Below are 18,506 nucleotides of genomic sequence, written 5' to 3' on the forward strand. Positions count from 1 at the left end.
CGCTCGTCACACGATCGTCGGTTCCATGAAATAATCGAACCCGTGCTCCGAACTCCGCCACGCACGGATGCGGAAGATGCGCGCGGGGGCGTCGGGCTCCAGGCGCAGCGACTGTGAGCCGCCGTGCCAGAAGAAGCGCTGGCCGGTGAGCAGCTCCTCCACCTCCCACGGGTCGTGCCAGCCGATGCCCATGTCGGGGAGCGGAAAGTGGAGCATGGTTTCATGGCCAGCGAACGGGTCCAGGTTCACGGCCACGAACACCATCGACGTGCGGTCCGGCGTCATCTTGCCGTAGAACAGCACGTTGTCGTTGTCAGCCGGGTAGAAGCGCAGGTTGTCGTACCCGTGCAGCGCGCGGTTCTGCCGGCGGATCTCGTTCAGCCGCGTGATCAGCGGGCGGATGTTGCCGGGGCGGTCCCAATCCCACGCCTTCAGCTGGTACTTCTCGCTGTCCAGGTACTCTTCCTTGCCGGGCGCCAGCGGCGTGGCCTCGCACAGTTCGAAGCCGCTGTAGATGCCGTAGACCGACGACAGCGTGGTGGCCAGCACCGCGCGGATCATGTGCGCTGGACGCCCGCCACGCTGAAGGAACTCGGGGTTGATGTCGGGCGTGTTGGGGAACAGGTTGCCCCGGAAGTACTCGTTCATGGGGCCCTGCGTGAGCTCCGTGAAGTATTCCGTGAGCTCGCCCTTGAAGTTGCGCCAGGTGAAGTACGTGTAGCCCTGCGTAAAGCCCGCCTTGGCCAGCGCGCGCATCATCTTGGGCCGCGTGAACGCCTCCGAGAGAAAGATCACCTGCGGGTGCTGCTGCTGCACCTCGCGGATCATCCACTGCCAGAACTGCACGGGCTTGGTGTGCGGGTTGTCGACGCGGAAGATGTTCACGCCCTGCTCCACCCAGTGCAGGATCACGTCGCGCCACTCGGCCCACTGCGCTTCCCAGTCATCTCCGTAAAAGTTCAGCGGATAGATGTCCTGGTACTTCTTGGGCGGGTTCTCAGCGTACATGATGGTGCCGTCCGGGCGGATGTAGAACCAGCCCGGGTGCTCCTTTGCGTACGGGTGGTCGGGCGACACCTGGATGGCGAAGTCCAGGGCGATCTCCAGCCCGTGCTCGCGCGCGGCCTCCACCAGCCGGCGGAAGTCCTCGAGCGTGCCCAGGTCCGGATGCACGTCCTTGTGCCCGCCCGCGTCCGACCCTACGGCGTAGGGCACGCCCGGCTCGTCGGGGCCGGGGTTCAGCGTGTTGTTCTTGCCCTTGCGGAACTTGAAGCCGATGGGGTGGATGGGCGGAAAGTACAGCACGTCGAAGCCCATGTCGCGCACGTACGGCAGCTTGGCGATCACGTCGTCGAAGGTGCCGTGGCGGCTCTCGTCGTCGCTCATGGAGCGCGGGAACAGCTCGTACCAGGCGGCGAAGCGGGCGGCCACGCGGTCCACCTGCACGGGAAGCACGTGCTCGTACCGCGTCAGGTCTTCGCGCAACGGATAGCGCTCCATCAGTTCCAGCAGCCCGGGGTCCAGCGCGGCCGCCACCCGTTCCGCCACCGTCAGGTGCGAGCCCGATTCCACGTCGTCGCGGAACGTTTCCCACGCCGACGTGGGGATCAGCCCGCCCGACGCCAGCTTCTCGTCGCCCACCACCTCGGCCAGGTACTCCATCATCCGCGCGCGGTCCGGGCCGTCGGCCAGCGGGGCGGCGGCGCTGGCGATCAGCTGGGCGCCCTCGAACAGTTCCAGCAGCACCTCCTGCCCCGCGTCGTACTTCTTGCGCAGATCGCTCTGCCAGGTGCCGAAGACGTCGGTCCACGCGACCACGGTGAAGTACCAGCGGCAGTTGCGGTCGGGGGTGAACGAGCCGCGCCAGCGGTCGTTGTCCCAGAACTTCATGCGCGACTCCCGCCACGTCTCGTCGTCCTCGGGGCGGTACCAGATGGCGGCGGAGAGGGCGTCGTGGCCTTCCTTGAAGATGTCGGCCTCTACCGAAACGGTGTCGCCCACCTCGCGCTTGACGGCGTAGCGCCCGCAGTCCAGCTCGGGATACACGTGTTCGATGACGACCTTGCGGCTGGCGTCGATCCTCTCCGGCATCAGTCTCTCTTGGTGGTCGGGTGGCGTTCGTTTCGCCGCGCGGGCAGCAAGCGGTGGGCCATGCGCGGGGTAGGCCGGGTGCGGGAGTGCGGGAGTGCGGGAGTGCGGGAGTGCGGGGGGCGGAGTGCCGGGGTGCGTACCACAGCCGACGCGCGCTCATCTGTCATCCAGAGGCGCGAGCGCGCCGCACTGGCCCGTACGCCATACGGCGCGCGCCGTCGGATCCAGCCGCGGACGCCTTTCAGCGTGGGTGCGGCAGCGGCACGGCAACCCGAGCCGCTGCACGCTGGCGGGGGACTTCACACCGGATGAGCTGGCTGCGGGCGCAAGGCCGCGGGTGGCCCCTCCCCCGGCAAACTGCGCCGGGAGAGGGGAGAACTTCAATCGGGGTTCGACTGGGCGGCTGATGCATGCCGCGGGAGCCCCCTCCCCCTGGCCCCCGTCCCCCGCTGCGCAGGGGAGGGGGAGACCTGAACTGCGCTTCGGCAGGCTTCCTCGCTGACAGATCTCGCGATGAGGCGGGTCTGACGCACGGCACTGGCTCCCTTCCCCCGCGGGGTTTGCGGGGGAAGGGTTGGGGATGGGGGGCGGCCGCGGATGCACCGGGCCAAGTTGAAACGGCCCCGACTTTCTCGTCGGTCCGCCCGACTCCGTGCGACGGCGCTGCCCTCAACTGCCCGCGCGAAACTCCACGCGTCCATCCTGCACCGACACGCTCTCCAGGACTACGGTCAGCGGCTGGCCGGGATCGTAACGGGCGCCGCCCTTGTTGGCGGCGGCGCGGATGGGCGGATCCTCGATCTGCAACTCGACGTCGCCCCCGCGCACGCCCAGCACCGTCGCCGAGAACGACTCGCCCACGCGGTCGCGAAGCATCCACGCTTCGGCGACGTCGACAGCTCGTCGCTCCAGCTTGGCCGCGCGCGAATCGGCGTCGTTCATCACCGTGGGCAGGCGCTTGAGCGTGTCCACCTCTTCCGGCGTGGGACGGGCGCCGGCGGCGAGCGTGACGAGGAGGTCCAGCACGTAGCGGTCACCCAGGCGGCGGAGCGGCGCCGTGGCATGCGCGTACGGCATCGCCAACGCGTGGTGCAGCGGGTTTTCGGGCGGCTCCCCGTCGAACGATACGTAGTCCGCGCCGCGCATCACTGGCCGCGCCTGCCACACCAGTGGCGTAATGCGGGGATGCTTCACGTCCAGCGAGCGGATGAAATTCGGGTAGCTCATCCCGTCCGGCCACTGGAAGCCCAGCGCGCGGGCGGACTGCCGGAAGTCCGCGAGGGCCTCGGGATTGGGCCCCGGCATGGTCCGCAGCATGCCGACACCGGCCTCCAGCATTCGCCGCGCGGCCCAGTGCCCCACCAGCAGCGACACCTGCTCGTTCCACTCTTCCGAGGGCATCGGCTGCTCGAACTCCAGCGTGTACCCCAGGTTTCGCGCGGCCATCTGCGTTACGTGCTGCGACACCAGCGGCAGCGACACGCCGCCGCGCTCCGCCTCGATCTTTTCGCGTAGCTCCCCGAAGCGGCGCATGCCGTCCAGCGTTCCCACCCATTCCTCACCGCGGAACGCCGTTCCGCCCTCGCACACGTGCTCCACCACCTGCGCATACGTCAGTTGCGCGCGGCTGCGCACCACCGCGGGCGCGACGGTGAGCTCCCTGACCTCCGCGCGGTCGTCGAGCGCAAAGTCGAAGAGGATGCACGGGCGATCCACGCCGGGAAGCAGGCTGCCCGCGTTCTCGCTGATGGCGGGAGGATAGAGCGACACCTTGTGGTCCGGCGCGTAGAACGTCACGCCACGCTTGAACGCCTCGGCCTCGATGGGGCCGCCACGATCTACGAAGAAGCCGACATCGGCGATGGCGTACCACAGGCGAAATCCGCCGTCCGGCTCGGCGCGGATCCCCACGGCCTGGTCCAGGTCGCGGCTGCCAGGCGGGTCGATGGTCACCAGCGGCAGGTCGCGCCGGTCTTCACGGCCGTTCCCGGGGGACGCGACTCGACTGGCCGCGTCGGCCGCGGCATCCGTCACCTCCCGCGGAAACTCCGCGCGCACCCCGAACTCTTCGCGTGCCGCGTTCAGCGCCTGCTCCACCAACCCGTCGCCACCCGCCATCGTCGTCTCCAGTCCACGGTTCGGGAGCACCTACGCGCAAGCAACGGTCCGAAGGCTCCCCACGGGTGCATACGCGCAGAGACAATCAGGATGGGGAGCGTTTCCCCCGCGCCTCGGCGACAGCACGGGCGATGATCGGTTCCAACTCCTCCTCTGAATAGTCCGGCATCCTCTGCCCACCACGTTCGAAAACCTCGAACAGGGCTTCGCGCTCCTCGATCAGCGTGTGGTAGGTATGCATTGGGACAAGCGCGCCGACCTCGCGAGCTCCATCCTCCAATACGACGGGGCGGCCACTTGTCTCGACCCGCCTCAGCACCTCGGGTAGATGCGCGCGTGAGATGTCCAGCCGCTCCGCGTTCATCAGCGCTCTCCTTGATCAGGTTCCGTCTCGTCCAGCCAGTCGAGGAACTGCCGTGGAGTGAGAATGAGCGTGCTGCGAAAGGACCGAAGCACGAGAAGATCGTGGTCGCTCGTCACCAGCACATCTGCCTCTGCATCGGCGGCGGCGGCTAGGATCATGTAGTCGTTGGGATCGCGAACGAATACTTCGACGAATGCTATGCCAGCCACATGGAAAACATCGAACGTCAGGCTGTCGATCAAAGCTGCGGCGGCCCGGGCGCAGTCGTGCCGCTTCCGTATGCGTGGAGAATCCAACGTAGTTCTGACCTCGTCGATAATCGCCTGTGTCGTGAAAGGATAAAATCGAAGTGCCCGCCCAGCCTTCCAGGCCTGAGCGGGCACTCCATGTTCCGACAGCGCAACGCTGACGAGAACCGATGAATCAAATACGACTCGTCGCACGTCTCCCTCGTATCTCGGCGAGAACTTCGGCGATCTCGCGTTCGAGTTCTTCTTCGGGATATTGGGGCTGCTGAGCAACGGCCGCGGCGAGCGCGTCAAAGCGCGCCTCACGGGCCTCGATCAGGACGCGATACGTGTGCATGGGCACGAGCGCGCCAACCTCGCGGCCGGCGCATTCAAGCACCACGGGCCGGCGTGTCTCTTCAACGCGCTTCAGCACCTCGGCCAACTTCTCGCGCACCTGCGAAACATCCATTCGATCCGCGCTCATCGGCGTTCTCCTGCTCGGGCACCCGCCCATCAAGTTAGACGAACAGAACAACTGGTTCAAGCCCCAAACTCAATCCGCCACGCCCAGCAACCACTGGCGGACGCGGTCGAGCGCGATCTGGGCGGCCATTCCCTTCAGCCACTCGCGGCCGCGGTTGCCCACGTCGTAGCGGCGCGACCACTGCCCGCCTTCCCACGCCAGCCCGATGCACAGCGTACCCACCGGCTTGTCGGGCGTGCCGCCGCCCGGGCCGGCGATTCCCGTCGTGGCGATTCCCAGGTCCGCACCCGCCAGCTTGCGCACGCCCACCGCCATCTCCTCGGCGGTCTGAGTGCTCACGGCGCCGTGCTCCGCAATGGTGCGTTCCGACACGCCGAGCACACGCACCTTGGCCGCGTTGGCGTACGTGGCCACGCCGAGCAGGAAATATTCGGAGCTCCCCGGCACGTCCGTCACCCGGTCGCCGATCTTGCCGCCCGTGCACGACTCGGCGACCGCCAGCGTCAGCCCGCGCTCGCGCAGCAGCCGGCCGACCGTTTCCTCCATCCCCTCGTCGCCCACGGCGTAGATGGCGCTGCCCAGCCGCTCGCGGATGCGCGCCTCCAGCTCGTCCAGGCGCGGCTCCAGGTCTTCGTCGGGCCGTCCAAAGACCGTCACCCGCACCTGCATGCGCGGGAACGCCGCTCGGAACGCCAGCCGCGCCTCGGATGGATCGATGGCGCCCTCCAGCAGCTCGTCGAGCTTGCTCTCCGCCAGGCCGAAGGTGCTGAAGGAGCGCGAGGCGAACTTCTGGTCCGGCGTGCGGGCCGCCACCCACGGCACGAGCGACGCGGGCACCATCTCCCGCGTTTCGCGCGGCACGCCGGGAAAGCACGCGACGTGGCGGGTGGCGCCGTTCACCTCCACCGGACAGACGAAGCCGGCCGCGGTGCCGTTGGGGTTGGGAAAGATGGTGGAGCCCTCGGGGAAGAGGGCCTGCTTCCGGTTGTTGGGCGACATCTCCAGCGCGCGCGCCCGGAACCGCTCCTCGATGGCCCGCAGCGACGGCTCGTCCAGCACCAGCGCGCGCCCGGCGAGCTTGGCCACGCACGCCGTCGTCAGGTCGTCGGCGGTGGGGCCCAGCCCGCCGGTGCACACCACCAGCTCGGCCTCTTCCAGCGCGCGGCGGAGTGCGCGGATGATGTCGTCTTCGTCGTCCGCCACCGAGAAGCCCGCGACGGGCTGCACGCCCAGCGGCTTCAGCTCCGTGGCCAGGAAGCCGGAATTGGTGTCCGTCGTGAGCCCGCCGACGATCTCGTCGCCGATGGCGAGAAAGGCGGCCCTCACTTGCCGCGCATCGCCTTGAGGGCGCCCTTGACCATGTCGCGGGGCATGCGGGTGAGCCCGTTGAACTCGCCGCCGGAGCCGATCCACTCGCCCCCGTCGATGGTCACCACCTCGCCGTTGATGAACGGCGCCCCGTCCGAAACCAGGAACGCGGCCAGGTTCGCCAACTCATCGTGCTCGCCGAAGCGGTTCATGGGGATGCGCGCCTTCGCCTCGGCCTCCAGCTCAGGCGTGGGCATCAGCGCGTTCCATGCGCCCTCTGTCGGGAACGGGCCGGGGGCGATGGCGTTGCTGCGGATCTTGTAGGTGGCCCACTCCACGGCCAGCGACCGCGTCATCGCCAGCACGCCCGCCTTTGCCGCCGCGGAGGGAACGACGAACGCCGACCCGGTCCACGCGTAGGTGGTGACGATGTTCAGGATGCTTCCCCCGCGGCCGGCCTCGATCATCCTGCGGCCGACGGCGAGCGTGGCGTGAAACGTTCCGTTCAGCACCGTCTGTACGATGGCGTTGAAGCCGTTGGGCGAAAGGTCTTCCGTGGCGGAAAGGAAGTTGCCCGCGGCGTTGTTCACCAGCACGTCGATGCCGCCGAACCGCTCGGCCACCGCCGCGGCCATCGCCTCTACCTGGGCGAAGTCGCGCACGTCGCAGGGCTGCGTGAAGATGCGCTCGCCGCCGGGGCTGATCTGCCCCGCGGCGTCCGCCAGCCGCTCGGCGCTGCGGCCGGTGATCGCCACGTTGGCGCCCAGCGCGGCGAACTTGCGGGACATCGAAAGCCCCAGCCCCGACCCGCCACCCGTCACCAGCACCGTCTTGCCCGCCAAGAGATCGTCCCGGAACACGTGCCCTCGCTCGCCGTGGTGTGCGTGCCGCCCTCGCTGCCTGGGGTGACACTATCCCCCGGCGTTACGGCGCGAAAGCCCGCCCGGCATGGCGCGGCGGCGTGCGGGGGCGCTAAATTTCGCCCCGGCAACCGCTTTCACGGCACATCCCGAGCACCGATGCCCATCCCCCGTTCCTGGCGCGCCCCGCTGCTGGCCGCCCTGCTGGCCGTTTTCGCCGCCCCCGCCCTGCGCGCCCAGGCCACCATGGTCCCCGACACGGGACTCACGGTGGTGCACCTGGTGATGGGGCAGGGAAAGATGGTGTGGGAAAAGTTCGGCCACGACGCCATCTGGATCCACGATCCGGCGGCGGGAACGGACCGCGTGTACAACTACGGGGTGTTCGACTTCGCCTCGCCGGGGTTCATGAGCCGGTTCATCGCGGGCAACCTGCTGTACGAGCTGGGCGTGTCCGACATCCAGAACACGCTGTTCCAGTACCAGTACTTCAACCGCGCCGTGTGGGGACAGGAGCTGAACCTGACGGCCGCGCAGAAGCGCGAACTGCAGCGGCTGCTGGAGGTGAACGCGCTGCCGCAGAACAAGGACTACCTGTACGACTATTACCGCGACAACTGCTCCACGCGCATCCGCGACGTGGTCGACAGGGTGATCGGCGGGCGGCTGCGGGCGGCGACGGAAAAGGTGCCCACCAACACGACGTACCGGTGGCACAGCGAGCGGCTGATCGCGGGCGACCCGGTCTCGTACACCGGCATCACGGGAGGGCTGGGGCCCGCGGCCGACCACAGGATCTCCCGGTGGGAAGAGATGTTCCTGCCCTTCAAGGTGCAGGAGCGGTTCCGCGAGGCGACGGTGCTGGACGAGGCCGGGCGCGAGGTGCCGCTGGTGAAGCGCGAGTGGACGCTGGTAGAGGCGCAGGGCCGCCCCGCCCCGCTGCCCAAGCCGCCGACGTGGACGCCGTGGTTCCTGGTGGCGGGGTTGCTGATCGGGGGTGCGCTGGTGGCCATGGGCCGCGCGGCGCCGCGCTCGGGGCTGGCGCGGATGGGCTTTGGCGCGGTGAGCGCGCTGTGGCTGCTGTTCGCGGGCGTAGGCGGGTTCGTGCTGGTGTACCTGTGGTCGTTCACCAACCACCGCATCGCCTACGGCAACGAGAACATGCTGCAGCTTTCGCCGCTGGCGCTGCCGCTGATCCTGCTGGTGCCGTGCGTGGCGTATGGCGTACGATGGGCGGCGCGCCCGGCGTGGGTGCTGACTGCGGCGGTGGCGGCGCTCTCGGTGTTCGGGTTCGTGGCGCAGGTGCTTCCCTGGCTGGACCAGCGCAACGCGCAGATGATCGCGCTGGCGATGCCCATCAACCTGGCGCTGGCGTGGACGGTGCGCAGGCTGACGCGGAGCGGGCACGCGGTTCGGTAGGCGGCCGCTGCCCCCGCTGGGGCGACTGAAGTCGCGGCTACAACGGCACGAAGTCCGCCTGCGCCGGACTGGGCGGGCCGGTCGAGTGCACGAAGCCAGCCGAAGTGCAATCGAATTCTCCCCTCTCCTGCTTGCGGGAGAGGGGCCGGGGGAGAGGGCAGCCGGGGAATGCGCCGGAGCGATCGAGCCGCACCAGGGCTCGCCAGGGTTGCCGCGGCCCGCGCGTGGTCGGCCTCCCGATTCCGGAAAAACCGAGTTCGTGGATCACGATGGAAGTACAGGTATTCGGCACCAAGAGCTGCAACGAGAGCAAGAAGGCGCTGCGCTTCTTCAAGGAGCGCCGCATCAAGACGCACTTCGTCGACCTGAAGGAGCGCGCGGCGGCAACCGGCGAGCTCAAGCGCTTCGCGGAGCGCTTCGGCGCGGAGGCGCTGCTGGACCGGCAGGGCAAGCGCTTTCGCGAGCGCGGGCTGCACGTGGCGCACGTGCCCGAGGCCAGGATCCTGCCTCTGCTGGTGGACGACCCGATGCTGCTGGTGACGCCGCTGGTGCGCGCCGGCAACCAATTGACCGTGGGCTGGGACGAAGCGAAATGGAAGCAGTGGACCACGCCGTGAGCGCCGGATGAGGATCATCGGGGGAAAGTGGGCGGGGCGTCACCTGATGTCGCCGCCGGACAAGCGTGTTCGCCCCACGGCGGAACACGTGCGGCAGGAGTGGCTTCGGCTGCTGGAGCCCAAGCTGAAGGGCGCCCGCGTGATCGACCTGTTCGCCGGCACCGGCGCGCTGGGGCTGGAGGCCATGTCGCGCGGCGCCGCGACCGCCGACTTCGTGGAGACGCGGCCCGCCAGCGTCCACGCCCTCAAGGCCAACATCGCCGCGCTTCACGTGCGCGAGCGCAGCCGGCTGTTCAAGAAGGACGCGCTGCCCTTCGCCGAGGCGCTGGAGCCGTTCGCCTACGACATCGCGTTCGCCGATCCGCCGTACGGGTCCAAGATGCTGGATCGGCTGATCGAGACGTGGCAGCAGACGCCGTTCGCCTCGATCCTGGCCGTGGAGCACGCGATCGACCACGAGCTGCCCGCCGGGGGCAAGCGGGTGGAGATCGACGACAACACCGCGCTCACCTTTTACCGTGCGCGGCCCTTCCCGCAGGACGCGTCCGCCGCCGCCGAATGAGCGACCGCATCACTATCCGCTCCGCCACGCCGGACGACGCGGACACGTTCCTGGGCCTGGTGGACCAGCTGGCCGACTACGAGAAGCTCGACCGCCCCTCGCCCGAGGCGCGCGGCCGGCTGGTGGCCGACGCGTTCGGGCCGCGGCAGCGGATCAGCGTCTTTCTGGGCGAGCTGGACGGGACGGCGGTGTCGTACGCGATCGTGCTGGAGACGTACTCGTCGTTCCTGGCGCTCCCCACGCTGTACCTGGAAGACCTGTTCGTGACGCCCGACGCGCGGCGCCACGGCATCGGGGGCGCGTTCTTCCGCTTCCTGGCGGGTGAGGCGGTGCGTCGCGGATGCGGGCGGATGGAGTGGGTGGTGCTGGACTGGAACGAGCTCGCGATCGGGTTCTACGACAAGCTGGGCGCCCGCCGGATGACCGAGTGGTACACCTATCGGCTGAACGCCGAGCAACTGCAGGAGATTGCGGGCGCGGTTTCGTGAGGGGGACGCCTCAGCCCCGCTGGGGCGACTGAAGTCGCGGCAACAAAGGCCCAAGGTCCGCCTTCGCGGACTGCACGCGAAGCCGAGTGCGCCCGGCCAGCCGAAGCGCGATCGAATTCTCCCCTCGCCCGCTTGCGGGAGAGGGGCCGGGGGAGGGCAGCTGGGGGACTGCCCCGCCGCCTTCGAAACGCCACACGCTCCAGACCAGCCGAGGCCTCTGCTCCGGTGACGCTGCCGCGCCCGGGCTGAGAAGTGTCCTCTGCTAGATCCTTCGGCCCGCGGGGGGTGTGCTGCGAGCGGGTTCCGTGCGCCTGGGCCTCAGGATGACAGCGCGCGCGCTCCGGCTGCCGACACGCACTCACGCACTCACGCACTCACGCACTTCTCTATCCCTCCACCAGCCACGCCAGGTGCCGGATCTCCGGCTCGATCAGCTTTTCCCAGGCGAGCCGCACTGCGGCGGGCGAGCCGGGAAGCGAAAACACCACCCTCCCGCGGTACACCCCCGCCGTCGCGCGCGAAAGCATGGCGGCGGCACCCACCTGGTCCCAGCTCAACATCCGGAACAGCTCGCCGAAGCCGGGGATCGGCTTCTCCATCCGGCCCGCCAGCACGTCGTACGTCGTGTCGCGCGGCGCGATGCCGGTGCCGCCGTTGAACACGATGATGCGCGAGCCCCCGAACGCCATCGCGAGCAGCGCCGCATCCACCTCGTCGGGATCGTCGCGGATCAGCCGGTAGTCCGCCAGGGTGTGGCCCCCCGCCGCGATGGCCTCCTTGAGCCAGGCGCCGTTGGTATCGGTTTCCTCCGTCCGCGAATCGCTCACTGTCACGATCCCCACCGGCACCGGCCCGCGATCGTCCGCCAGCCGGTGGTGCCGCTCGCTGCTTTCCGTCGTCATCGTCAGAGTCCGTTCAGGTCAGGCCGTCATGGGCGCGCCACTGTGGCAATCGTGGCGCCACCGCATCCGCATCCTGGCACGGCGAACGTTGCGGCGCGTTCGGGGGGCGGTAGATTGAGGGCACCCCCGGCCTTTCCAGTACCGTGCGCAGCATGAAAGCCTTCTTCAACGCCGCCGCCAAGACGCTGGCCGCCCTGAGCCTGGTGGCGCTGGTGGGCCTGGCCGTCTGGGCGTTCCTGGATGCGGGCGAGCAGCAGCGGCCGGCGGTGATGGCCTACGCGGCAATGGCGTACGGCTTCTGGTGGGTGGGCTTCTGGGCCTACCGCCGCGCCAGCACCGTGGCCGCGGGGCCGGCGTTCATGATCCACGCCTGCTCGTGGGCGCTGTACCTGCCCGTGTACGCGGTCACCGGCGGGCGCGCCGAGCCGACGCTTGCCTACGCGCTGTTCGCGCTGGGCGCCTTCCTCCACGCGCCGTCGCTGCTCCACTTCGCCACGGCGCTGGCCTTTCCCCGCCGCAGCCACGCGCTGCTCCCCGCGTTCGCCGTTTTCTACACGGTGATGCTGGGGATGTGGCTGGCCTCGGTGGCGGCCGCGTTCGCCGGCAACACGTCCATCCCCGGGCTGCTGGACGGGGTGATCCGCGACGACGTGCTGGACTTTGCCGCCTTCGCCGGCTCGCTCGTGATCCTGGCGCTGGGGATCGCCCTGACGCGGTCCGCGCGGATGAGGACGCAGCTGGGCTGGGCCGCGGCGGGCGTGGCGCTGGGGATGGGGCCGGGCTGGCTCTCCGCCCTCCCCGGCGTCGGTGACGCGCTCCGCACCGAGGCCATCCCCGGCCTTCCCGCGTCGGCGCTCTTCTGGCTGCTGATGCCGGCGGGGTTCGCGTTCGCCATCATCCGCTACAACCTGTTCGACACGGGCCGGCTGAACGCCCGCGCCCAGGAGATTTCGCTGGCGCTGCTGCAGGCCGGCAACGTGGACCAGGTGGTGCGGCTGGCGGTGGAGGCCCTGCATCACGACTTCGACCTGCGCGCCGCCGCCGTGTGGGCGCTGGACGATGCCGGGCTTCCCGTGCAGATGGGCGGCGACGCGGGCGCGGGCGGCCCCGAGCTGCTGGAGCGGGCGCTGAACGACCAATCCTACGACACGCCCCCGCACGTGCTCGTCTTTCCCCTGCGGTACGGCGACGCGGTGGAAGCCGTCCTGTGGCTGGAACGGGACGAGGCCGAGCCGTTCGAGGAAGGGCACCTGGGATACCTGGGCCGTATCCACCGGCAGCTGGCGATGGCGCTTCACCTGCGCCGCGTGGACGACCGGGTGCGGGTTTCGGCCGAGGAGCTCACCGCGCTGGCCCGCGAGGTGGACACCGTCGCCGCCGAGCTGCGCGTGACGGGCGAGAGCGTGACCGCCGCGGTGCAGGAGGTCAGCGAGGGGTCCATGCAGCAGACGGAGGACTTCCGCCGCGTGGCCGATTCCATCCAGCGGCTGCGCGCCGCCAGCCGCGAAGTGGCCGAGCGGCTGGCCAGCGCCGACCGCTTCGGGGGCGAAACCCTGGAGCGGTCGCGGCGGGCAGGCGAGGACGTGGGGATGCTGGTCGCCCGGGTGAAGGAGGGCGCGGCGCGGCTGGGGACGGTGACGGACGAGGTGGCCTCGCTTCGCGAGCGAAGCGTGGAGATCGGCTCCATCTCCACCGCCATCGGCGAGGTGGCCGAGCAGACCAACCTGCTGGCGCTGAACGCCGCCATCGAGGCGGCCCGGGCAGGGGAGCACGGGCGCGGCTTCGCCGTGGTCGCCGACGAGGTGCGCAAGCTGGCGGAAAGCAGCGCCGCGTCGGCCGAGCGCATCAGCGACCTGGTGCAGCAGGTGCGCGGCGAAATCGCCCGTGTGGCCGAGGCCATCGCCGGCGCGCAGGGCGACATTGCCCAGGGCGCCGAGGGGGCCGACCGCGCGTCGGTGGCGCTGGATGAAAGCATCACCGGCGTGGCGCGGCTGCGCGAGGAGATCGCCGGGGTGGCGGCGCTGATGGACGGGGCGCAGGGGCAGAACGAGACCATCGCCCAGGCGGTGACGCGCGCCACGGAGATCAGCGAGCAGAACGCCGCCGCGGCCGAGGAGACGGCGGCCGCCACGGAGCAGCAGTTGGCCTCGCTGGAAAGCGTGGCCGCCAGCGTGCGCGAGCTTTCCACCTTGGGCAGCCGGATGTTCGAGCTGCTGCGGGCCGACAGCGTGCAGGGCCCCGCGCTGGATGAGCGGCCGCGCGTGGTGGACCTGGCCCGCGGCCCGGCGGCGCAGGGGTGAACGCCGCCCCCGTACCCGCCTCCTCACCACCGCCCCCCCGCCGCCGGCGTGGGAGCCGGTGGAAGAAGGTCGTCCTGGCCACGGTGATGCTGGGCAGCCTGGCGGCGTTCATCGCTCTGGGCGGCCACCGCTACCTGACGCTGGAGTCGCTCAAGGAGAACCGCGCGATCCTCCTGGCGTACACCGAGCGGAACTTCGCCACCATGCTGCTGCTGGCGTTCGTGGTGTACGTGGTGGCGACGGCGCTCAGCTTTCCCGGCGGCATCCTGATGTCGTTCGCCGTCGGCTTCCTCTTCGGCCGGTGGATCGGCACGGCGCTGGTGGTGGTGGCGGCCAGCATCGGCGCCACGCTGGCCTTTCTCTCCGCCCGCTACCTGTTCGCCGACGCGGTGCGGCGCCGGATGGGGCCGCGGCTGAAGCGGATGGCGCGCAGGTTCGAGGAGGACGGCTTCAACTACATCCTCTTCACCCGGCTGGTCCCCGCCTTTCCCTTCTGGCTGATGAACCTGGTGCCCGCGTTCACCCCGGTGAAGGTGCGCACCTTTTTCGCGGCGACGGCGATCGGTATCCTTCCCGGCAGCTTCGTGTTCGTGAACGTGGGCGAGTCACTGGCCGAAATCGAGAGCGCCCGCGACCTGGTCAGCGGACAGACGCTGATGGCGCTGGCGATGCTCGGCGTGCTGAGCCTGGCGCCCATCGCGTGGAAGCGGCGGCGCACCCGTAAACCCAAGGAAAAGAATGGTTGACCTGGACCGCCCCACTCATCGCCGCGTGCACCCCGTAGCCCTGGCCGGGCTGATGCTGGCGCTCCTCGCCGCCCTCCTGCTGTTCCTGAGCGGCCCCGGGACGCGGATGGGGTTCTGGCACTTCCGCACGGCGTTCAAGATGATGGGCTGGGCGGCCTACGCCGGGGGTGCGGCGGCGCTCGTCTCCATCGCCGGCCTGGCGCTGGCGCGCGGGCGGGGGCGCGCGCTGGCCGCGGCGGGGCTGGTGATCGGGGCGCTGATGCTGTACCTGCCGTGGAGCTGGCGAAACCAGGCGTACTCGGTGCCACCGATCCACGACATCACCACCGACACGCAGAACCCGCCCGCCTTCGTGGCCATTGCCCCGCTGCGGAAGGACGCGCCGAACCCCCCCGAGTACGCGGGCGACTCCATCGCGCGGCAGCAGCTGAAGGCCTATCCCGACATCAAGCCGCTGATGCTGGCCATGCCCGTGGACTCGGCGTTCACAGCGGCGCTGACGACGGCCCGCGACATGGGATGGGAGCTGGTGGACCAGAACCGGCGCGACGGCCGCATCGAGGCCACGGCCACCACGCCGTTCATGGGCTTCAAGGACGACGTGGTGATCCGCGTCAGCTCCGCGTCCGGCATCTCGCGGGTGGACGTGCGCAGCAAGTCGCGGGTGGGGGGGAGCGACGTGGGCGCCAACGCCAGGCGCATCCGCGCGTACCTGGACAAGCTCCGCCAGTCGGACCCCGCGCCGGTACGGGCGGAGTAGGCAAGGGGCGTCCGCTGCGACGATCCGCAGCGCCCTCTTCCGCGCCGCCGCGGGAGAGGGTTCGCGTTCACGGTATCCCCGAACCCGTTCAAGATCGTGAAACTGGAGCCCGTGGTGCTGCAGGGCCGGCACGTGCGCCTGGTGCCGATGACGCTGGACCACGTCCCCGCGCTGTGGGAGGCGAGCGACCCCGAGCTGTGGCGGCTCACGACGTCGCAGGTGCACGCGGAAGCCGACATGCGCCGGTACGTGCAGGCGGCGCTCGACGCGCAGGCTCGAGGCACGGCGCTGCCCTTCGTCACCCTGGACGCGTTGGGCGAGCGGGTGATCGGCAGCACGCGGTTCGGCAACATCGAGGCGGCGCACCGGCGCGTGGAGATCGGCTGGACGTGGATCGCCGCGCCCTGGCAGCGCACCGCGGTGAACACCGAGGCCAAGTACCTGATGCTGCGCCACGCGTTCGAGACGCTGGGCTGCATTCGCGTGGAGCTGAAGACCGACGTGCTGAACGAGCGGTCGCGGCGCGCCATCCTGCGCATCGGCGCGCGGGAGGAGGGGATCTTGCGGAAACACGCCATCACCGAGACCGGCCGCATCCGCGACACCGTCTACTTCGGCATCGTGGACGACGACTGGCCGTCGGTGAAGGCGCGCCTGGAATCCATGCTCTGACGGCGTGCCGGGTACGTCGATCCGCGCCGCACAACCCTCAGCACCTTCGCCGATGATGCCCATCCGCCGTTCCGCTGCCGTCGTTCTCGCGCTTCTGGCCGCCGCCTGCGCGCCCGCCCAGCCGGCGCTGGCCCCGACCCCCGCGGCGAGCTCGACCGCCGTTCGCGCGCAGACGCCCATCGCCGCGGCGCTGGACAGCATCTTCGACGACGCGCTGTTCGCCAATGCGCACTGGGGCGTGCTGGTGAAGTCCCTGCGCACCGGCGAGACGGTGTACGCGCGCAACGCGGGGCGGATGTTCGTTCCGGCGTCCAACATGAAGATCGTCACCGCCGCGGCCGCGCTGGAGGCGCTGGGCCCCGAGTACCGCTACCGCACGCGGGTGGCCGCGGCGGGCCCGGTGAGCGGCGGCGTGCTTCGCGGCGACCTGGTGGTGCTGGGCGCGGGCGATCCCAGCATTTCGGAGCACATGATGGGCGACGTGCGCACGGTCTTCCGTGCCTGGGCCGATTCGCTGCGCGCGCACGGCGTCACGCGGGTGACGGGAAGCGTGCTGGGCAACGACGACGTGTTCGACGACGTGCCCTACGGCCGGGGGTGGGCCTGGGACGACATGGACGCGCCCTACTCGGCCGAGGTCGGCGGCCTGATGATGAACGAGGGCTTCGTCACGGTGCGCGCAGAGCCCGCCGGTGGGCAGACGGCGCGGGTGACGGTTCGCCCGGCGGCGCAGGGATGGGTGGACGTGGCGGGAACGGTGGCGGTCGGCGCGGCGGACTCGCCGGCCACCTTCGGCGTCGTTCGCGCGGACGGCGGCGCGCTGACGGTGTCGGGCTCCATCCCCGCGGACACGGCGTTCGTGGAAGAAGCGATCGCCATCCGCAACAACACGGCGTTCTTCGCGGCGGCGCTGCGTCAGGCGCTGGTGGAGGCGGGCATTCGCGTGGACGGCGGCGCGTACGACGCGGACCAGCGGGAAGGGGCGGCGCCCACGCACACCGTGCTCTTCACCCACACCTCCCCGCCGATGGCGGAGATCCTGGCAGCGTTCATGAAGCCCAGCCAGAACCAGATCGGCGAGGTGCTGCTGAAGACGCTGGGCGCGGAGCTGCGGGGGACCGGATCGGCGCGGGCGGGGGTGGCGGTGGTCGACAGCCTGGCCCGCGCGTGGGGAATGCCGCCGCGGCTGCTTGCGCAGGCGGACGGCTCGGGGCTGTCGCGCTACAACCTGGTGGCACCCGCCTTTCTGGTCACGCTGCTGGAGCGCGAGTCGCGCAGCCCGCACGCGCAGATATTCACGGCCTCGCTCCCGGTCGCAGGGCGCGACGGCACCCTGTCCAGCCGCATGCGCGGCACCCCGGCGGAGGGGAATCTCCGCGCCAAGACGGGCACCCTGTCTGGCGTCCGCGCTCTATCCGGCTACGTCACCACCGCCGCCGGCGAGCCCATGGTGTTCTCCATCCTGATGAACCACCACACCCTCAGCTCCCGCGACGTGGATCGCGTCGCCGAAGCCGCCATCATGCGCCTGATCGCGCACGGAGCGCGGTAGAACGTCACCCGCCGGACTTGGGGAAAGAGAGAGCCGCGGAGGGCATTCGTGCTCTCCGCGGCTCTACCGCTCCGCGTGTTGGCGGCTTAAGCGCCCTTTGCGCCATGCCATTTCCTCGAGCTATCGTGTGCGCCCGCGTAACCAGACGAGGGCGCCATGTACCTGTTCTTCTTCGACGGAAGTGGTAACACCGGGGCGGACCTGACGCACCCCACGATTACGATCAACTACCTGGTCGGGCTCGCGATCCACAGCGACCATGCGCGCCCTCTCGAAGATGCCGTGACCGCAACTCTTGAAGAGCGGTTCGGCTCTGCGTGCCACGCGTCCGGCTTCGAGTGCAAGGGCAGTGACATGTATCGCGGCGAGGGCCCCTGCGCGGCGATGAAGCCGGCCGATCGGATCGCGCTGTACCAGTGCATGGTCGATCTGCTGCCGCGCTTCGGTGTGCAGGTGATCTGGCACGGCATCCACAAGCCCGCGCTGGCGGCTCGGTATCCCAAGCCTATTCACCCGCACAAGCTGGCGTTCCTCTTCTTTGCGGAGGACGTGGAGCGCTTCCTCCGCGTCAAGCGCAAGTACGGCCTGTTGGTCTCGGACGAGGAGAAGTCGGTGGAACAGCAGGTGATCGAGGACCTGCCGAGATACAAGCAGCTGGGTACCGGCTTCGGCTATCAGCCCGTCGACCTCACCCGGATCATCGACAACGTGCACTGGGTGAAATCGCACAACAGCCGCCTGCTGCAACTCGCGGACAATTGCGCGTTCCTTTGCCAGCGGTACCAGCGGGACAAAGACAAGAATGCCCAGCAGGCGCTCGCAGTGAAGCGCCTCTGGGCCACGGTGGAGAAGCAGGTCTGGAGGGGCCGCATCTGGCCCTAGAATACACGTGCGCAGCCGGGGCTTTCGCTTGGGGCTCCACCAGTGCGGTGCCCACTCCCGGCTGCGCTTCAACGTGTGCCTGAATACTAATCTGATCAGCCGTCTCCGTCAAGCATGTCCGCTTGTTGCGGAGCGTGCGCCGCTGGAAGCG

At 69.7% G+C, this 18,506-nt stretch carries 18 protein-coding genes; 10 read left to right on the forward strand and 8 right to left on the reverse strand.

Translation table 11 applies throughout. The features are described from left to right. Positions 1–6: 6 nt before the first annotated feature. From VGB24_RS23000 to VGB24_RS23030, 7 genes are all read right to left on the reverse strand, one after another. A complete protein-coding gene (locus tag VGB24_RS23000; protein ID WP_331075266.1) occupies positions 7–2,091 on the reverse strand; it encodes an alpha-1,4-glucan--maltose-1-phosphate maltosyltransferase in 2,085 nt (694 codons plus the stop codon). Between the two features lie 669 nt (positions 2,092–2,760). Next, positions 2,761–4,209, reverse strand: coding sequence for an RNB domain-containing ribonuclease (locus VGB24_RS23005; RefSeq protein ID WP_331075267.1), 1,449 nt, complete (start codon positions 4,207–4,209; stop codon positions 2,761–2,763). Positions 4,210–4,294: 85 nt separating this feature from the next. Continuing rightward, on the reverse strand, positions 4,295–4,573 hold the full coding sequence (locus tag VGB24_RS23010) for a hypothetical protein (RefSeq protein ID WP_331075268.1): 279 nt from the start codon (positions 4,571–4,573) through the stop codon (positions 4,295–4,297). Then, entirely contained in the window at positions 4,573–5,016 is a 444-nt protein-coding gene (locus VGB24_RS23015) for a putative toxin-antitoxin system toxin component, PIN family (protein ID WP_331075269.1), read from the reverse strand. The genes VGB24_RS23010 and VGB24_RS23015 overlap by 1 nt, the downstream gene beginning before the upstream one ends. Continuing rightward, entirely contained in the window at positions 4,997–5,287 is a 291-nt protein-coding gene (locus VGB24_RS23020) for a type II toxin-antitoxin system prevent-host-death family antitoxin (protein ID WP_331075270.1), read from the reverse strand. Before VGB24_RS23020 ends, VGB24_RS23015 begins: the two co-directional genes overlap by 20 nt. A gap of 69 nt (positions 5,288–5,356) precedes the next feature. Further along, positions 5,357–6,613 (reverse strand): competence/damage-inducible protein A, encoded by a 1,257-nt coding sequence (locus VGB24_RS23025; protein WP_331075271.1) that lies wholly within the window; start codon positions 6,611–6,613, stop codon positions 5,357–5,359. Further along, positions 6,610–7,455, reverse strand: a complete 846-nt coding sequence (locus VGB24_RS23030) for an SDR family oxidoreductase (RefSeq protein ID WP_331075272.1) — start codon at positions 7,453–7,455, stop codon at positions 6,610–6,612. The genes VGB24_RS23025 and VGB24_RS23030 overlap by 4 nt, the downstream gene beginning before the upstream one ends. Before the next feature lie 159 nt (positions 7,456–7,614). Here VGB24_RS23030 and VGB24_RS23035 point away from each other — a divergent pair, with 159 nt between their 5' ends. From VGB24_RS23035 to VGB24_RS23050, 4 genes are all read left to right on the forward strand, one after another. Continuing rightward, entirely contained in the window at positions 7,615–8,874 is a 1,260-nt protein-coding gene (locus VGB24_RS23035; protein ID WP_331075273.1) for a DUF4105 domain-containing protein, read from the forward strand. A gap of 269 nt (positions 8,875–9,143) precedes the next feature. Next, complete coding sequence (locus VGB24_RS23040) at positions 9,144–9,491, forward strand: arsenate reductase family protein (protein WP_331075274.1); 348 nt, start codon at positions 9,144–9,146, stop codon at positions 9,489–9,491. A gap of 7 nt (positions 9,492–9,498) precedes the next feature. Next, complete coding sequence (locus VGB24_RS23045; protein ID WP_331075275.1) at positions 9,499–10,053, forward strand: RsmD family RNA methyltransferase; 555 nt, start codon at positions 9,499–9,501, stop codon at positions 10,051–10,053. Further along, complete coding sequence (locus VGB24_RS23050; RefSeq protein ID WP_331075276.1) at positions 10,050–10,541, forward strand: GNAT family N-acetyltransferase; 492 nt, start codon at positions 10,050–10,052, stop codon at positions 10,539–10,541. Before VGB24_RS23045 ends, VGB24_RS23050 begins: the two co-directional genes overlap by 4 nt. A gap of 386 nt (positions 10,542–10,927) precedes the next feature. On the opposite strand, the gene VGB24_RS23055 is transcribed toward VGB24_RS23050, so the two are convergent. Beyond that, positions 10,928–11,443: a molybdenum cofactor biosynthesis protein B gene (locus VGB24_RS23055; RefSeq protein WP_331075277.1), complete on the reverse strand. Its 516-nt coding sequence runs from the start codon at positions 11,441–11,443 to the stop codon at positions 10,928–10,930. A gap of 152 nt (positions 11,444–11,595) precedes the next feature. On the opposite strand from VGB24_RS23055, the gene VGB24_RS23060 reads away from it, so the two are divergent. The 6 genes from VGB24_RS23060 to VGB24_RS23085 all read left to right on the forward strand — a co-directional run bounded on the left by VGB24_RS23060 (position 11,596) and on the right by VGB24_RS23085 (position 18,355). After that, complete coding sequence (locus VGB24_RS23060; RefSeq protein ID WP_331075278.1) at positions 11,596–13,743, forward strand: methyl-accepting chemotaxis protein; 2,148 nt, start codon at positions 11,596–11,598, stop codon at positions 13,741–13,743. Positions 13,744–13,829: 86 nt separating this feature from the next. Further along, complete coding sequence (locus tag VGB24_RS23065; protein WP_331075312.1) at positions 13,830–14,489, forward strand: TVP38/TMEM64 family protein; 660 nt, start codon at positions 13,830–13,832, stop codon at positions 14,487–14,489. Further along, complete coding sequence (locus VGB24_RS23070) at positions 14,482–15,249, forward strand: DUF1499 domain-containing protein (RefSeq protein ID WP_331075279.1); 768 nt, start codon at positions 14,482–14,484, stop codon at positions 15,247–15,249. Before VGB24_RS23065 ends, VGB24_RS23070 begins: the two co-directional genes overlap by 8 nt. Positions 15,250–15,345: 96 nt before the next feature. After that, positions 15,346–15,921 (forward strand): GNAT family protein, encoded by a 576-nt coding sequence (locus tag VGB24_RS23075; protein ID WP_331075280.1) that lies wholly within the window; start codon positions 15,346–15,348, stop codon positions 15,919–15,921. A 52-nt stretch (positions 15,922–15,973) separates the two neighbouring features. After that, positions 15,974–17,473: a D-alanyl-D-alanine carboxypeptidase/D-alanyl-D-alanine endopeptidase gene (gene dacB / locus VGB24_RS23080; protein ID WP_331075281.1), complete on the forward strand. Its 1,500-nt coding sequence runs from the start codon at positions 15,974–15,976 to the stop codon at positions 17,471–17,473. A 156-nt stretch (positions 17,474–17,629) separates the two neighbouring features. Beyond that, positions 17,630–18,355, forward strand: coding sequence for a DUF3800 domain-containing protein (locus VGB24_RS23085; RefSeq protein WP_331075282.1), 726 nt, complete (start codon positions 17,630–17,632; stop codon positions 18,353–18,355). Positions 18,356–18,506: the final 151 nt, after the last annotated feature.

The organism is Longimicrobium sp. (assembly GCF_036399935.1).
Lineage (GTDB): Bacteria > Gemmatimonadota > Gemmatimonadetes > Longimicrobiales > Longimicrobiaceae > Longimicrobium.

Excerpts from the sequence above, each read along its gene's own strand:
- VGB24_RS23000 (WP_331075266.1), bottom strand. The coding sequence starts at position 2,091 with ATGCCGGAGAGGATCGACGCCAGCCGCAAGGTCGTCATCGAACACGTG.
- VGB24_RS23005 (WP_331075267.1), bottom strand. The coding sequence starts at position 4,209 with ATGGCGGGTGGCGACGGGTTGGTGGAGCAGGCGCTGAACGCGGCACGC.
- VGB24_RS23010 (WP_331075268.1), bottom strand. The coding sequence starts at position 4,573 with ATGAACGCGGAGCGGCTGGACATCTCACGCGCGCATCTACCCGAGGTG.
- VGB24_RS23020 (WP_331075270.1), bottom strand. The coding sequence starts at position 5,287 with ATGAGCGCGGATCGAATGGATGTTTCGCAGGTGCGCGAGAAGTTGGCC.
- VGB24_RS23035 (WP_331075273.1), top strand. The coding sequence starts at position 7,615 with ATGCCCATCCCCCGTTCCTGGCGCGCCCCGCTGCTGGCCGCCCTGCTG.
- VGB24_RS23040 (WP_331075274.1), top strand. The coding sequence starts at position 9,144 with ATGGAAGTACAGGTATTCGGCACCAAGAGCTGCAACGAGAGCAAGAAG.
- VGB24_RS23045 (WP_331075275.1), top strand. The coding sequence starts at position 9,499 with ATGAGGATCATCGGGGGAAAGTGGGCGGGGCGTCACCTGATGTCGCCG.
- VGB24_RS23050 (WP_331075276.1), top strand. The coding sequence starts at position 10,050 with ATGAGCGACCGCATCACTATCCGCTCCGCCACGCCGGACGACGCGGAC.
- VGB24_RS23055 (WP_331075277.1), bottom strand. The coding sequence starts at position 11,443 with ATGACGACGGAAAGCAGCGAGCGGCACCACCGGCTGGCGGACGATCGC.
- VGB24_RS23060 (WP_331075278.1), top strand. The coding sequence starts at position 11,596 with ATGAAAGCCTTCTTCAACGCCGCCGCCAAGACGCTGGCCGCCCTGAGC.
- VGB24_RS23065 (WP_331075312.1), top strand. The coding sequence starts at position 13,830 with ATGCTGGGCAGCCTGGCGGCGTTCATCGCTCTGGGCGGCCACCGCTAC.
- VGB24_RS23070 (WP_331075279.1), top strand. The coding sequence starts at position 14,482 with ATGGTTGACCTGGACCGCCCCACTCATCGCCGCGTGCACCCCGTAGCC.
- dacB (WP_331075281.1), top strand. The coding sequence starts at position 15,974 with ATGATGCCCATCCGCCGTTCCGCTGCCGTCGTTCTCGCGCTTCTGGCC.
- VGB24_RS23085 (WP_331075282.1), top strand. The coding sequence starts at position 17,630 with ATGTACCTGTTCTTCTTCGACGGAAGTGGTAACACCGGGGCGGACCTG.